This is a genomic window from Phyllobacterium chamaecytisi (genome assembly GCF_020164455.1).
Classification (GTDB): Bacteria; Pseudomonadota; Alphaproteobacteria; order Rhizobiales; family Rhizobiaceae; genus Phyllobacterium; species Phyllobacterium chamaecytisi.
This window is the reverse complement of sequence record NZ_JAIQWW010000009.1, coordinates 118,007-131,646: the sequence shown is the minus strand read 5'-3', so window position 1 is coordinate 131,646 and position 13,640 is coordinate 118,007. Positions and strand designations below refer to the sequence as shown.

At 61.2% G+C, this 13,640-nt stretch carries 13 protein-coding genes and 2 pseudogenes; 6 read left to right on the top strand and 9 right to left on the bottom strand.

Features of this window, described 5'->3' with window-relative positions:
• Nucleotides 1-2 precede the first annotated feature (2 nt).
• Genes LB462_RS15785 through LB462_RS15750 form a run of 8 tightly spaced genes read right to left on the bottom strand, consistent with a single transcriptional unit; the run spans nt 3 to nt 7,392 of the window.
• Nucleotides 3-1,175 (bottom strand): mandelate racemase/muconate lactonizing enzyme family protein, encoded by a 1,173-nt coding sequence (locus LB462_RS15785; RefSeq protein WP_224509692.1) that lies wholly within the window; start codon nt 1,173-1,175, stop codon nt 3-5.
• Complete coding sequence (locus LB462_RS15780) at nt 1,172-1,924, bottom strand: SDR family NAD(P)-dependent oxidoreductase (protein WP_224509689.1); 753 nt, start codon at nt 1,922-1,924, stop codon at nt 1,172-1,174. Before LB462_RS15780 ends, LB462_RS15785 begins: the two co-directional genes overlap by 4 nt.
• A gap of 20 nt (nt 1,925-1,944) precedes the next feature.
• Entirely contained in the window at nt 1,945-2,358 is a 414-nt protein-coding gene (locus LB462_RS15775; RefSeq protein ID WP_224509685.1) for a nucleoside hydrolase, read from the bottom strand.
• On the bottom strand, nt 2,355-2,828 hold the full coding sequence (locus LB462_RS15770) for a nucleoside hydrolase (protein WP_224509683.1): 474 nt from the start codon (nt 2,826-2,828) through the stop codon (nt 2,355-2,357). Before LB462_RS15770 ends, LB462_RS15775 begins: the two co-directional genes overlap by 4 nt.
• A gap of 10 nt (nt 2,829-2,838) precedes the next feature.
• The gene (locus tag LB462_RS15765; RefSeq protein ID WP_224509680.1) at nt 2,839-3,750 is read right to left on the bottom strand and encodes an ABC transporter permease; all 912 of its coding nucleotides are present in this window, start codon (nt 3,748-3,750) and stop codon (nt 2,839-2,841) included.
• Between the two features lies 1 nt (nt 3,751).
• On the bottom strand, nt 3,752-4,885 hold the full coding sequence (locus tag LB462_RS15760; RefSeq protein ID WP_224509677.1) for an ABC transporter permease: 1,134 nt from the start codon (nt 4,883-4,885) through the stop codon (nt 3,752-3,754).
• Nucleotides 4,875-6,416, bottom strand: coding sequence for an ABC transporter ATP-binding protein (locus tag LB462_RS15755; protein ID WP_224509675.1), 1,542 nt, complete (start codon nt 6,414-6,416; stop codon nt 4,875-4,877). Before LB462_RS15755 ends, LB462_RS15760 begins: the two co-directional genes overlap by 11 nt.
• A gap of 31 nt (nt 6,417-6,447) precedes the next feature.
• Complete coding sequence (locus LB462_RS15750) at nt 6,448-7,392, bottom strand: BMP family lipoprotein (protein WP_224509672.1); 945 nt, start codon at nt 7,390-7,392, stop codon at nt 6,448-6,450.
• Between the two features lie 166 nt (nt 7,393-7,558).
• On the opposite strand from LB462_RS15750, the gene LB462_RS15745 reads away from it, so the two are divergent.
• The 5 genes and pseudogenes from LB462_RS15745 to LB462_RS15730 all read left to right on the top strand — a co-directional run.
• Nucleotides 7,559-8,566: a LacI family DNA-binding transcriptional regulator gene (locus LB462_RS15745; protein WP_224509669.1), complete on the top strand. Its 1,008-nt coding sequence runs from the start codon at nt 7,559-7,561 to the stop codon at nt 8,564-8,566.
• Nucleotides 8,563-8,982 (top strand): cytidine deaminase, encoded by a 420-nt coding sequence (locus LB462_RS15740; protein WP_224509652.1) that lies wholly within the window; start codon nt 8,563-8,565, stop codon nt 8,980-8,982. Before LB462_RS15745 ends, LB462_RS15740 begins: the two co-directional genes overlap by 4 nt.
• Before the next feature lie 55 nt (nt 8,983-9,037).
• Nucleotides 9,038-9,436, top strand: a complete 399-nt coding sequence (gene cdd / locus LB462_RS15735) for a cytidine deaminase (RefSeq protein ID WP_224509650.1) — start codon at nt 9,038-9,040, stop codon at nt 9,434-9,436.
• A 120-nt stretch (nt 9,437-9,556) separates the two neighbouring features.
• Nucleotides 9,557-9,829, top strand: a pseudogene (locus LB462_RS31555) (hypothetical protein); the annotation flags it as partial.
• Between the two features lie 111 nt (nt 9,830-9,940).
• Nucleotides 9,941-10,955, top strand: a pseudogene (locus tag LB462_RS15730) (helix-hairpin-helix domain-containing protein); the annotation flags it as partial.
• Nucleotides 10,956-11,054: 99 nt separating this feature from the next.
• Here LB462_RS15730 and LB462_RS15725 read toward each other — a convergent pair.
• A complete protein-coding gene (locus LB462_RS15725) occupies nt 11,055-12,098 on the bottom strand; it encodes a LacI family DNA-binding transcriptional regulator (RefSeq protein ID WP_224509647.1) in 1,044 nt (347 codons plus the stop codon).
• A 774-nt stretch (nt 12,099-12,872) separates the two neighbouring features.
• Between LB462_RS15725 and LB462_RS15720 the strand changes: the two genes are divergently transcribed.
• Nucleotides 12,873-13,637 carry an enoyl-CoA hydratase/isomerase family protein gene (locus LB462_RS15720; protein ID WP_224509644.1) on the top strand — a complete coding sequence of 255 codons (765 nt, stop codon included), beginning with the start codon at nt 12,873-12,875 and terminating at the stop codon, nt 13,635-13,637.
• Nucleotides 13,638-13,640 lie beyond the last annotated feature (3 nt).

The following is a 13,640-nucleotide window of genomic DNA, read 5'->3' as shown; positions in this document are numbered from 1 at the left end:
GGCTACTCCTTGTGGCTGCGGATGTCGTCGAAGACATAGTCCGATGCCGGAACCCGGTGTCGCTGGTTCCCGGCGATCTCCAGCGTGACGCCATGGCCCGCTATGGTCGATGGGAGGGCGGCGCCGCGCACAACGCGGATCGCCTCGCGCGCCAACCCCAAATCGTGGAGCGAGCCGCCGCGCACATTCTCCAGCACGAGGCCGTTGTCCACCGCACAGAGCGCGTGCAGCGACAGTTCGACCAGGAAATGCGGCGCCACCGGCCGGTTGCAGGCGGCGGCAAGGTTGGCAATCCTCAGCCACGGCGTCAGCCCGCCCACCCGCGCGATGTCGGCTTGCACGATATCGACGGCGTCGGCGACCAGATAGTCGCGTACGGACTGTGCCGTGTAGAGGCTTTCGCCGACCGCCAGGGGAATGCCGGTCTTGCTGCGCAGCGTAGCGTGGCCACCAATGTCTTCGGGCGCCAGCGGCTCCTCGATCCAGCTAACGTTGAAGGGCTCAAAGGCGCGGCAGCGGCGGACCGCCTCACCGAGATCCCAGCTCTGGTTGGCGTCGAGGACAAGGTGTGCGTCGGGGCCGATCGCCTCGCGCGCGGCGGCGATGCGGGCGATGTCGTCGGCCTGGCGGGGGAGGCCGACCTTGATCTTGAACCATTCATAGCCTTCGGCCTGCTTCACCTGTTGCAGTCCGAACAGCTCCTCCGGCGAAAGGTGCAGGTCGATACCGCTCGTATAGGCCGGGATGGAGCGAGCGCTGCCGCCCATCTCCAGATGCAGCGGCCGGCCCGAAGCCTGCGCCCGCACCTCCCAGAGCGCAACATCGATCGCGGCCAGCGCAAGTGTGGTGATGGCACCCATGCCGGTGCGGTGGAGATGGTAGTAGAGGCTCTTCCACGCGCCGATCACGTAGCGCGCATCGCGCCCGACAAGCTGCGATAGGCAGTAGTCCTGAATCAGCGCGCGTACCGCTGTGCCACCGACGCCGACCGTGTAGCTGAAGCCGTAGGCCGGCCTGCCGTTCACAGTCAGCTCCAGCACGATCACCTCGATTGCAGGCACGCGGTGGGTGGCGTCCTCCCAGGGCACGCTGGGCGGCATCCGGAAGAGATGGACGGCTGCTCGCTCGACGAGCAGGGCCCGGTCGTCGGCAAAGGTAGTCGTTTCCTCCATCATCGTGCCACGTACCCGCCGTCGACCATCAGCACGTGCCCGGTGACGAAGGAGGCGTCGTCGCTCGCCAGATAGGCGATCGCCTTGGCGACCTCCTCGGGCGTGGCCCAACGGTTCATCGGGTGTGCGGCGCGTACCGCGTCCTCGGCCGCCTTGGGATCGGGCTGTGCTTCGATGTAACGGTCGAGGAAGGGCGTGGCGATGGCGCCGGGGCCGACGGCGTTAACGCGGACGTTGTTCGCGGCATATTCGACGGCGAGCTGCCGCACGAGCTGGACGACCGCGCCCTTAGCCGCGCAATAGGCGGCCTGCGAGACGAGCCCGACTATGCCAGAGATGGAGGCCGTCGCAACGATCGAGCCGCGTCCGCCGGCGAGCATGCCGGGGATGGCGAGCTTGGAGAGCATGAATAGGGCCTTGGCGTTAACTGCGAGCACCTTGTCCCATTCCTCCTCGCTGGTTTCGAGGATTGGCTTCGGCACGATGAAGCCGGCGTTGCTGATCAGGACGTCCGGATGGCCGAAATGCGCGACCGCCGCTTCGTGCAGCCGGCTGCAGCCGGCCGAAGTGGAGACGTCGGCAATGATACCCAGGCAGCCGGCGTCGTCGGCGGCCTTCTCGATCGAGGCAGCGGCGTCGCCCGCCACGACGGCGGCGCCTTCCTCGATCAACTGATGCATCAGCACGTTGCCGACGCCGGTTGCGGCCCCCGTCATCAGCACCCTGCGGCTCGAAAAACGTCTGGTGGACATGGTTTCTCTCCGTCCTTCGGTCATAGCACTCTACCGCACATCGCCATGACGTGCGCGCGGAAGGCGGCGGCATCGACCGCCTTGAATATGGTGACGTTGGGCGTCTTGCCGGCGAGCCCGACCCAGTCGAGCAGCGTGACGCCGCGGCTGTGTTCGCCGCCGAGTTCAACGCACATGTACATATTGGCCCGATCGAGGATTTCAGCGGGAAAGAGCGGCACGGTGACGCCTATGATGTCGGAGTGGATCGCCCCGCCGAACTCTTCCACATTGGTCGTGTAGGAGTAGAGCGTCTGGGTGACGCGGTGGAAAAAGCGGGCGACCGGTGTGTCCATGCGGCCTATCTCGTCGCGCTCGGCGAGCGACAGCACGGCGTCCCGCTTGGCGGTCTCCCACGGCGTCACCACCAAAGGCACGCCGGCGCGCAGTATCATGGCCGACGCCTCGGATCGACCCAGACATTGAACTCAGCGCCCATGGTGATGTTGCCGACCGCATGCAGCGTCGCACCCGACCGCGATATTAGTGAGCGGCGCCAGAGCGACGATCTCCAGCTCGCCGCCAGCGACCTCGCTGCTACGATGATTATGTCGACGGCATGGATGCCCGAGGGTTTGGTCGACGGAACCGGATAGTTGGCGCCGCTGAAGCCGTCAGGCCCGAACACTTCGGGCACCGTGCGGTATCGCTTCAGCAGCGGCTCGCGGCAGCCCGGATGGACGGGGATGTCGGCGCGGCCGGCGAGTTCCAGCGTGTTGAGGGCGTTGCGCACCTGCTGGTCGAACTGGATATTGCCGCAGTTGATGGTGATACCGTGCACCGTGATGCCTGGCTGCTGCAGCACCATCAGAATGGCGAGCGCGTCGTCGGCCGCAGTGTCTGTGTCGATGATGATATGGCGCATTCGGTCCCCGTCAGGCTGAGGTTTTGTCGCGGCGTGCCGCACGCCAGCGGCGTGCCGAGACTGCGCAGAGTGCCAAAAGTGTAACCACATAGGGCAGCATCTGCGGGATCTGGGCCGGCACGTCCGCCTGCTGCAGCTTGATGCCGATGCCGTCGGCGATCCCGAAGAGCAGGGCTGCCAACACCAGCATCCAGGGCCGCTGACCGACGAGGATCACGATTGCCAGCGCGACGAAGCCGCGACCGGCCGACATACCTGAGCTAAAGAGAGTCAGCGTTCCCAGCGCAAGCTGTGCGCCGGCCAGCCCGCAGAGCATGCCGCAGATCATCTGGACGCCGAGTCGCATCCGTGCAACGTCGAGGCCGGCGCTGCGCACGGCGTCGGCATTGTCGCCCAGCGCCCGCAGCCGCAAGCCGAGCGGCGTCGAGCGCAGTACGTAGCCCCAAGCAAAGACCATCGGCACGACCAGCCAGGCGACATAGGTCTGGCCGGAGAGCACCGGCCCGAGGAGAGGAACATGCGCCAGCGGGCCGATCGGCATGATCGGGATACCGGTGAGCTGCGGGCTGCTGAAGGACCCGCGCACGCCGAAGATGATGCTGAGCAGCAGCACGGTCAGCGCACCGAGCAGGAAATTGTAGGTGATTCCGACCAGGAATACGTCGCCTTTCAGCGTGACGATCATGACGCCGAACAGGAGTCCGAGCACGCCGCCGACTAGGATTGCGACCGCGATGCCGAGCCAGGGCGACCCGAGAATGTAGGTGACCAGCACGGCGACAAAGGCGCCGGCCAGCATCTCGCCCTCGAGCGCGATGTTGAGATCGCCGGCCGTGAGGCTGATCTGGCCACCGAGCCCGGCATAGACGATCGGCACCGCATAGGCGATGGCGGCGGCGAGGAGGAAGACGGCGAGATCCATGTCAGGACTCCTCCGCAGGCGGCGGGGCAGGGGGCGTAGCGGGCAAGGGCGCCGCCGGCTTCGACAGATGTCGGACCTGCGCGACGATCCACGACACCAGGCCGGCGCGCACCGCGACCCCGAGGATCACGATGGCGATCACCACCTGCGCGAATTCGGAAGGGATGCCTATCTCCTGCTCGATGCCGTCGGCGGCAAGCAGCATCCACGAATAGGCGAGCGCCCAAAAGGAGACCGCCAGGATGCGGTACCGTGCGATCATGGCGATCAGGATTCCGTCGAACCCGAGGCCGAGGCCGAGGTTGGCGAAGTAGCGGTGCTGGGTCGCGCTGACCATGAAGGCGCCGGCGAGGCCGGCCAGGAAACCGCTCGACGTCATGATGAGCATGCCGAACCGCCTGGCGTCGATGCCGCAGTTGCGCGCTACGCTCGGGCTGCGTCCCATCAGCGTCCAATCCTCGCCGAGTTTGGACCGGTGGAGCAGCCAGTAGAGCACGGCCGCAATGGCGACGACGATGGCGAGGCCCCAAGTGAGCTCGGTTCCTTCAACGAGCGTCGACATGCGCGCGCTGGGCGCGATGCGGTGCATGGCGCCGTTGAAACGCGTTGGGTCGCGGAACGGGTAGGTGGCGAGATAGATGGCGAAAAGGATGACGATGTAGTTTGAGAGCAGCGTGCTGACCACTTCGTCGACGCCGAAGCGGACGCGCAGCCAACTGAGGGCCCAGGCGACGATCCCGCCGGCGATGCCGCCCGCCACCAGCACCATAGCGATGTGAAGCGGCGACCAGAAGGGGCCTACATGGGCGCCGACGATGGAACCGATCGCGGCGCCTAAGATGAGCTGACCTTCCAGTCCGAGATTGTAGAAGCCGCCCTTGAAGGACGCCGCAGCAGCGAAGCCGACAATCATCAGCGGCAGGCTGAGCGCTATCAGGCCGGCGACCTCGTACTGCCCCGCAAGCGTTTGGCGTAGCGCCGCTGCAGCCGCGGCGAGAGGGTCGGCGCCCATGACGGCGACTGCGACCGCGCCGAGGAACGCGATGATCGCGAACGTCGTGACAGCTTCCATCGCGAAAGTCACAAGGACATGCCGGCGCGCGACCGGGACAGGCGCCATCGCGTCAAATTGCATGACGGGCTCCGGTCATGTAAAGCCCTGCGTCGCGCGGCGCGGCGCTGGCCGGGTCGAGGCTAGCGGCCAAGCAGCCCTCATAGAGGACGACGATGCGGTCGGCGACGGTGAAGAGCTCGTCGAGATCGGCAGAGACGAGGAGCACGCCAGCGCCGCGATCGCGCGCCGCCCAGATGCGGCCGAACAGCGCCTGGCTGGCACCGATGTCGATGCCGCGGGTCGGCTGCCCGAGCACGATCACCTTCGGATCGCGGGAGAACTCTCTCGCAAAGACAAGCTTTTGCTGGTTGCCGCCCGACATCGAGCGGCAGGTAGCCAATGGATCCGGCGGCCTTACGTCGAACTTGCGCATCAACTCGGCGACTCGGCGACGTTCCGAACGCGAGGCCGCAGGCCTCAGCCAGTCGCTCCAGTGCTGCGGGCGCCTGACCGCGTTGAAGCTCTCCAGGGCAGTCGCATCGAGTGCCAGCGCGTCCCGGTGCCGGTCCTCCGGGACATAGGCCAGGCCGACGTCGCGTCGTCGGCCTATGTCCTCGCCCGTGACGTCCCGGCCGAACATCGCCACGGTCCCACGCAACGGCGCTTGGACGCCGGCGGCGATCTCGAGCAAGTCCGCCTGCCCGTTGCCCTCGATCGCTGCGATGCCGACGATCTCGCCGGCGGCAATGTCGAGGTCGAGGCTTTTCAGTCCTGCATTGCCGGGGCGAGGCGGCGTCGCGATGCCGCGCAGGCTGAGCGCCGGGCTGCCGCCAGCGACGCGTCCTTTCGGGACGGATGGCTTGTTTGTCGACGCGTCCGAGCCGACCATCAGTCCAGCGAGCTGCTCGCGCGTTGTCTCGGTGGTCGCGAGCGTTGCGACCGTGCGGCCGCGTCGCATCACCGTCACACGATCGGAAAGCGCCATGACTTCACGCAGCTTGTGGGAGATGAAGACGATGGTGATGCCGCCCGCGCGTAGGATGCGCAGGCGGTCAAACAGGCTTTCCACCTCGTCCGGCGACAATACTGCAGTCGGCTCGTCCAGTATGAGGATGCGTGCGCCGCGATAGAGAGCCTTGAGAACCTCAACGCGTTGCTGGGCACCGATAGCGAGATCCCGGACCGGCCTGTCGAGCGCTACTCGCAGGTCGAAGCGCTCGGCGACCGTGCGGCCAAGCGACACGGCCTCGCTCAGCGACGAGCGCGTTGCCGTGCCAGGTTCGAAGCCCAGCACGATGTTCTCGGCGGCGGTAAGGGAGGCTGCGAGCATAAAATGCTGGTGGACCATGCCGATGCCGAGCGCGATCGCCTCACGAGGTGATCGGAAGCTGCGCGTGACGCCATCCACGACGATTTCGCCCGCGTCCGCCGCGTGCAACCCGTGCAGCACGCCCATTAGCGTCGACTTGCCGGCACCGTTCTCGCCGACGACCGCATGTATCTCACCAGTCCGGAGCTCAAGATCGACGCCGTCCACGGCGACGATCGGCCCGAACGTCTTGGTGATGCCGCGAAGCATCACGCAAACCTGTGGTGCCGGAGCAGCAGCCATGTTCGTCGCAGCCTCCCTCGCGTCTTCCAGCCTATCGTGCGGACGTCACCTTGATCTCGCCGCTGGCGATCCTCTTGGCAAGCGTCTCCACCTGCTCGCGGATGTCGGCGGAGACGAGCTTGTCGTTGTAGACCATGGTCAGGCTACCCTCGGCGACGCCTTCGGTCTCGGTAAAACCTTTCTGAAGCTTGCCGTCGATAATGCCGGAGGTGACACGCAGGATCGTCTGGTCGACGCGCTTCAACATGCTGCCCGGCACGAACCCTGGCGCCAGCGACGACTGGTCGAAGCCGGCGCCGAGCGCGTAGCCTGCGCTGCCGCCGCGCACATTGTCGAAGCCGCCTTCGCCCGACAGGCCGGCATACTGGTAATTGATGTCCGAGCCGTCCTGGTTGAGCGACTGGTTCACGATCTTGCCCTTTGCCGGATCGGTCCAGGATCCGACCCAGGCGCTCTTTACCACCGTTTCAGCATCGATAACGGCGGCACCTTGCTTGTAGCCCGCTTCGCAGTCGCGGATGACCGGCGAGTCGACGCCGCCGACGAAGCCGATGACCTTCTGCGGATTGGCGAGCGGCAGGCCGGAGACGGTGAGCCGCGCCGCCAGTGCGCCGACCAGGTAGCAGCCTTCAGAATCGCGGTAGCCGACCGAGCTCACCTCCGGGCTGTCGAGTGCTGCGTCAATGAAGATGTAGTGTGCCCTCTCATTGGCCTCAGCGGCTTGCATCATCGCGTCGATCGCCTCGAAGCCGAGCACGAAGACGAAGTCGTTGGCGCGGCCGGCGTCGGAGAGCTGGCGGAAGAACTTGTCGGCCTGCTGGCGGCCTTCGTAGGTCTGCACCGTCGCGCCGTACTGCTTCTCGACCAGTTCCTTGCCGCCGAGTGCGATATCTAGGAAAGCCCGGTCGCCGAAGGAGTCGGCGACGAAAATGCCGACCTTGGGACTGTCCGCATTTGCGTCGCCCAATCCCGTCATTAAGGCCGCTCCAAGGATCACTGAAGTGTATATGTGCTTGGTCAGGCTGTGCATGCTGCGCTCCTTTGACGTGAAATGGAGATCCGAATGACATCGATACCATAAATGCTATTGACGCATGATATCGATGTCAATAGGTGTTATGAGCACTTTGGAGTAGCGGTACATGGCATCAAAGTTACCCGTCAGCCTGAAGGACATTGCCGAAGCAGCCGGTGTTTCGACGATTACGGTTTCGCGTGCCTTGCGGGGTCTGCCCCTTGTGAAGCCAGACACGCGCAAGCAGATAACCGAAATCGCCAACCGTCTCGGCTATGTTCCAAACCAAGTGGCCAGCAGCTTGCGCTCACGGAAAACCGGTCTTATCGCCGTAATCGTGCCGACGGTGGCGGGGTCAATTTTTTCGGATACGGTGAACAGCATTTCGAATGAACTCGGCAAGGCCGGTTACCAGATCATCATCGGGGAATCCTCCTACGATATTGACCAGGAGCAGGCCGTGCTCGAGGCTCTGGTCCAGCGCCGGCCGGACGGCGTGATTATCGCGGGAGTGAACCACACCCGTACTTCGCGTGAACTTCTGGCTTTGATGAATGTTCCAGTAGTCGAAATCTGGGACATGACCGATGATCCCGTAGATTCCGTTGTAGGGTTCTCCAATCGAGGCGCAGCCTATCAGTTTACACTGGCACTGATCGAAAAGGGTTACAGGAAATTCGCGATTGCTTCCGGGCCAATGGAGCACCGGAATCGTGCACAGCAGCGTGCCGTGGGCCATTGCGAGGCGCTTGCTGAAAAAGGGCTCTCCTCATTCGGCTCGATCGTAATCCCACACTTTATGGGCATGCTTTCAAGCGGTGAAACCCTTCTGAAATTCGTGACGGACACCTCGGATGTCGATTGCCTGTTCTGTACAAATGAACTGATCGCAATCGGCGCCACCGTGCAATGTCGGCGCGCCGGCATGCGCATTCCGGACGACATTGCAATCGTCGGGTTTGGCAATGTGGAAGCAGCTTTGATCATTGATCCACCGTTGACCACTGTGACTATTCACGGTGCTGAAATGGGACGGGAAGCCGCGCGAATAGTTTTCGAATGTCTCTCTGGCAAGCGAGATGGGCACGTATCTATCGATGTCGGATACACAATAACCTGGCGAGGTACAGCATGAACCAAATCAAAAATCGTGATTCTCTAATTCAAAATATGTTTGAGGCAGCAGTAACTGCGCACAAGAATGCCGTCGTTCCGTACTGCAAATTTCCAGTGAGCGCCTGTGTCACGGGCAAGGGTTCCTCACTGTACGTCGGCGTTAATATCGACAACAAAGTGCCGGGGCAGACCATTTGTGCAGAATCGGTGGCACTGGGGTCGATGATCGCGGCAGGAGAAGACAGGCTGAGCCATGTGCTTGTTATCGCGGGTGTGTCGGGCATGGAGCGGTTCTGTATGCCTTGTGGCGGTTGTCGGCAGCGGCTCTTGGGCTTTTCCGATAAAAATACGCTTATCCACACGTGCTTGCACGACGGGCGTATCATGTCTCGGCCTCTGTTCGACCTAATCCCATTTAGGAAAGCAATATGCTGATATTGTTCAACTTTTTCTCAGTCTTATTCAGATACAGATAAGGGAGGAAATCGTAGTGTCTCAGGATTTGTTTGAAGCGGCTCGCAATGCGATGAAGAATCATTATTCTCCTTACTCCGATTTTCCATCGGGTGCTGCCATTCGTGGCGAAGACGGCAAAATATATGCTGGCTGCAACATCGAGGTTGCTTCCTATCCAGAGGGTTGGTGCGCGGAGACTACTGCTATTGGCTGCATGATTGTTGGGGGGGCTCGAAAAATTCTTGAGGTGGCTGTCATCGCCGAAAGAACGGACGATTTTACACCTTGCGGCGGATGCCGGCAGCGCCTGGCGGAGTTTGCCGATCACGATACACCGGTCCACCTATGCGATCGAAATGGTATTGTCAAAACAGTGACAATGACAGACCTCATGCCATTTGCCTTTGGCGGAGAAGCACTGGCTGACAGGTAGTGGACTTGATCTTCCACTGAATCTTCATCCAGCGGCGAATGGAGCCTCGGCGTAGACCCGTAATTTCTCTGGGGTCAGGCAGGGCGGAGGAGTGGCGGTTTGGGCTTGAACAGGGGAAGCACCTTCCAGGTCGAAAGCCGGGTACAATAGCGATGCTGCCGCGCATGAAGTCTCGGACATTTTAGATCTCGTGATCCAGGTGGCCATCGTTCGACCTAGCCCGATTCAGGGCGACATGGGTGCCCTATCTATGCCGCCGCGAGGGCAAGGAGGTAGTTGTCTATCCGACCCCCGAGCTGGAAGCGGTCCTCGGCAAGACCTTGGCGTGCCACGTTGTAGTAATCCGCGATGAGGGTTGCGATGGTCTGCACCGGTTTCACTGGTGGCGAGGGGTAGTGTCCAGAATTTTTCGCTCTTTTGATTTCAGGCAACAGCAGCTCCAGTTCGGGTGTCGTCAGCATGATAGAGCGGCTGCACGTTCATGCAGCGTTTGGTCGGCATGGTCCGAACGGCTATTTACCCGAGTTTGCCGAAAAGACATTCTCGCAGCTCGAGGCTTCGGGTCTTGCGGGTTTCCGGAAAGTCATGCCGCGAATTTTGCGCTCATCGCCTATTCCTCGAGCTATATGAAATGCCATTACCCCGACGCATTCTGTGCGCCCCTGATCAACAGCACTCCATGTGATTTCATGTCGTTGCCCAGATCGTCGGCGACGCTAGAAAAAATGGTGTTGAGATCCGGCTAGTGTGCGTTAATCGCTCGCGATGGGATTGCACACTGGAGCCCATCGAGAATTCTGATCGTAGTGCCGTTCGACTGGGCATGAGGCTCGTCCGCTGTTTCGCGCCGCCGATGCGAATCGAATTGCTGCCGCACAAGTCGATCAGCCGTTCGACAGTGTTGACGACATGTAGCACCGCTCTGGCGTGCCGACGGCATCATTGGTGGGCCTCGCTGCGGCCGATGCCTTCCTGCCGTCACTAGATCTCGAAAGACCTGATGCACTCTGGGCAATCAAGGCGCTCAGAGACGGCCCTTGTTCGCCGTCGCGGCGGAGCGGGAGAGGACCACGATCGCGGAGCAGCAGGAGCCGACCGTCACTCTTCAGCAGATGACCGACGGGCACAACGTTATCCAGCATTACAGCCACACCGAGCTGACCCTCCGCCAGCATCCGATCGCGTTTCTTCGCAAGGATCTGTCAGCACGCCAGATCGTGACCTGCGAGGAAGCCATGGCCGCTCGCGACGGCCCATGGCTGATGACGGGAGGGCTCGTTCTCGTCCGTCAGAAACCTGGATCTGCGAAGGGAGTCATATTCCTGACAATTGAAGACGAGACAGCACCTGCCAATGTCGTCGTGTGGCCTAAGCTCTTTGAACCCGGCGGCAGGTTGTGCTCGGGTCGAGCATGATGGCGATCAACGGCAGAATTCAGAGGGAGGGCGACGTGGTCGCTCCGCTTCCATCAAGCAGTCTAGATAACAGCGCAAGGTTTGAAAGCTGTAGTCAACGCGATGACATGTCCATCGGCCGGAACATCTCTTGACAGCGTATCCAAAAGTCCCGTTTCTTGCTGGTCCGTTACTCGTTCCATTATCCTGCCATGGATGATCCTTCATGCACGGGCTGGGCCGCATGTGCCGCGCACGATCAGATTGGTCTCCAGTTCGACCCTTGAATGGATGTTAAGGTTTTCCTGGTCGGCTAGGAAAAAGTCTCCGACCTGTTCGCCCATCAATCGCGCCGGGACGTCGATCGTGGTAAGGGCCGGTATGAGATAATCTGCAATGTCCAGGTTATCGAATCCGATCATCGAGATATCTTCCGGAACTCTCAGCCCGGCATCCCGGCATCCCCGCATCGCACCGATCGCTAGGACGTCGCTGGTACAGAAGATAGCCGTCACATCCGGGCTTTTCTCGATGATGATTCTAACAGCGGCACGCGCCCGGCTGAATTCGTAGGGCGCCTCGACAAGGGCAATGCTCGACCGATCTATGCCGCGGGCCAGAGCAGTTTCGAGGAATCCGTCGCGGCGCGCCGACGCACGATCGTTGTCGTGGGTAATTCCCGAGATGACCGCAATGTTCCTGTGTCCCAAGTCGGCGAAATAGGAGGCCGCCAGCGCGCCGCCTTTCTTGTTGTCGAAACCCATGCAAGGAATGGTTGGATCGTCGGATAGGGCATAGGAGACCGCGAAGCGGACCTTACGTTCCCGCAGAAGACCCAGCGTTTCAGGGCGATGTATGGTGCCCACCAGAACGACACCGTCGACGCCCTTCTCGATCAGGTTGCGGACGAGCTGGAATTCGCGGTCGAGATCGTACCCGGTCGCACATTGAATAAGCGACGCGCCGGCCGGCGCCAAACGACTCTCCAGTCCCGCCAGCATTCGCGTGAAAATCGCGTTGTCCAACGTAGGAAAGATCGAGCCGATTAGACGCGACCGCGACGACCTCAGCGCGCGAGCTGAGCCATTCGGAACATAGCCAAGTTCGCCCATGACCTTGAGAATGCGCTCACGTAGATCCTTACCGACGCTTTCCTGTTCGTTTATCACTCGCGAGACGGTTGCAATGGAACACCCTGCGCGCTTCGCGACTTCGAATACCCTGGGCGATTGGTTTACGTTGGTTATTATCTTCTTCGCCTTAGACATGTGCGTTCGATGCTGCCTTGTAAAATCTGCTACGTCAATTTCAAGAATACGTTTACCACGGCGCGTCATGAAACGGAAGAGCTCGGTTCAAATGGACATCGATCTCGGGTTTCACTGCGCAACCAGGCCACTTGGGCACGGGCAGAACCCGCTCATTTTGTAGGTTCACCCACCCGAACCAAATGGGTTCTGCTTTGTGAGTTCGAAGAGCCGTTTGAGATGTCGGAAGACTGCCACCCGCCCCGCTGCATCGGAAGGATGAATAGGATCGATAGGATGCATTTTTTTGGCAGGCCTTATAACTAACGGATATAACTGAATATTCTTCCACATTCTAATCATCGCCTCGTCGGCTCATTGTGGCTTGAGGCTGGCATGCTGCTAAAACTCGAGCCAGCGCCAAGTCTCATCAGCACACCTAAATTGGCGATCTAAGGTGGCTCAGACCAGCAGGTCGACCATGAAACTTCCGTCCGGGCTATCGGGTCTAGATCGGGTCGAAACTGATCCGGTGGACCCTATAAGATCGATGCCTACCTCGACCGTACTTCGCACAAACGTCGACTTTAGACAAGCCAAGGGCGACTCTACAAAGAACAGATAAATGATAATGAATATCAATCGCTTATGGAAAATTTTCCGAATCGCTTTTGAGTTAAAGCATCTAGCGCGCCGATCTAACTCTTGCATTAGATCAGAATTGGAGTAAACGTATTCTCAAAATTCAGACGCGGCCTTTCGGGGTTTCGGCTTCAAATTTGTGGAGAGGAAGAAATGAGATTTGTGGTACGAGAGCGCACCAAAGCCATCGAGGTTCTGGCTTTAAACCGGCCCGAGCGGCGCAATGCGCTCGGCGAAGACCTCCTTGAGGATCTTGAGTCCGCGATTGAAAACGCGGCTGCGGATCGGGCGGTGAACGTCATCGTCCTGGCCGGGAATGGTCCGGGCTTTTCCGCGGGCGCCGATCTCAAGGACTATGCGGCAAGGACTTCACAGGAGCGTGCAGTCTTAGATCGCCGCCTCGGCGCGTTTGTCCGTTCTCTAGCTCTTATCGAGAAGCCGGTTGTCAGCGCAGTGGAAGGGTTCGCAATGGGCGCTGGCTTCATGCTGGCCGCGGCCTGCGACGTTGTCGTGACCTCATCGGCGGCTCGCTGGCACCTGCCAGAGGTCTCGCTTGGCTGGCTTCCGGGTTTCGGTCTCAACGCCTTGGCGATGCGTGTTGGCCCCGTCGCGGCCCGATTCCTAACCTGGAATGCGTCGGCCATCCAAGGCGAAGAGGCGTTTCGCCTTGGCCTCGCAGATATTGTCGCGGACCCTGATGAGACTGCACGCGACGCGGCGTTGCGATATGCCGCTGTTCTCGCGGATCTGCCGCCTCACGCGGTGCGAACAACCAAACAGTATTTCGCGCCACTGATCTCGTCGGGGTCCGAAGTCATGGACAGCTTGGCCAACCGCAGTTTTGCGCAGGACGTGCAGCACGAGACGGCGCAAGCAAACATGAATCGCTTCCGGCGCGGAAAGCAGGCCCAAGCGTAAAGC

Coding starts and splice junctions, on each gene's coding strand:
- LB462_RS15755 (WP_224509675.1), bottom strand. CDS start 6,416: ATGGCTGCTGCTCCGGCACCACAGGTTTGCGTGATGCTTCGCGGCATC.
- LB462_RS15740 (WP_224509652.1), top strand. CDS start 8,563: ATGAACCAAATCAAAAATCGTGATTCTCTAATTCAAAATATGTTTGAG.
- LB462_RS15775 (WP_224509685.1), bottom strand. CDS start 2,358: ATGATACTGCGCGCCGGCGTGCCTTTGGTGGTGACGCCGTGGGAGACC.
- LB462_RS15720 (WP_224509644.1), top strand. CDS start 12,873: ATGAGATTTGTGGTACGAGAGCGCACCAAAGCCATCGAGGTTCTGGCT.
- LB462_RS15750 (WP_224509672.1), bottom strand. CDS start 7,392: ATGACGGGATTGGGCGACGCAAATGCGGACAGTCCCAAGGTCGGCATT.
- LB462_RS15745 (WP_224509669.1), top strand. CDS start 7,559: ATGGCATCAAAGTTACCCGTCAGCCTGAAGGACATTGCCGAAGCAGCC.
- LB462_RS15780 (WP_224509689.1), bottom strand. CDS start 1,924: ATGTCCACCAGACGTTTTTCGAGCCGCAGGGTGCTGATGACGGGGGCC.
- LB462_RS15725 (WP_224509647.1), bottom strand. CDS start 12,098: ATGTCTAAGGCGAAGAAGATAATAACCAACGTAAACCAATCGCCCAGG.
- LB462_RS15760 (WP_224509677.1), bottom strand. CDS start 4,885: ATGCAATTTGACGCGATGGCGCCTGTCCCGGTCGCGCGCCGGCATGTC.
- LB462_RS15765 (WP_224509680.1), bottom strand. CDS start 3,750: ATGGATCTCGCCGTCTTCCTCCTCGCCGCCGCCATCGCCTATGCGGTG.
- LB462_RS15785 (WP_224509692.1), bottom strand. CDS start 1,175: ATGATGGAGGAAACGACTACCTTTGCCGACGACCGGGCCCTGCTCGTC.
- LB462_RS15770 (WP_224509683.1), bottom strand. CDS start 2,828: ATGCGCCATATCATCATCGACACAGACACTGCGGCCGACGACGCGCTC.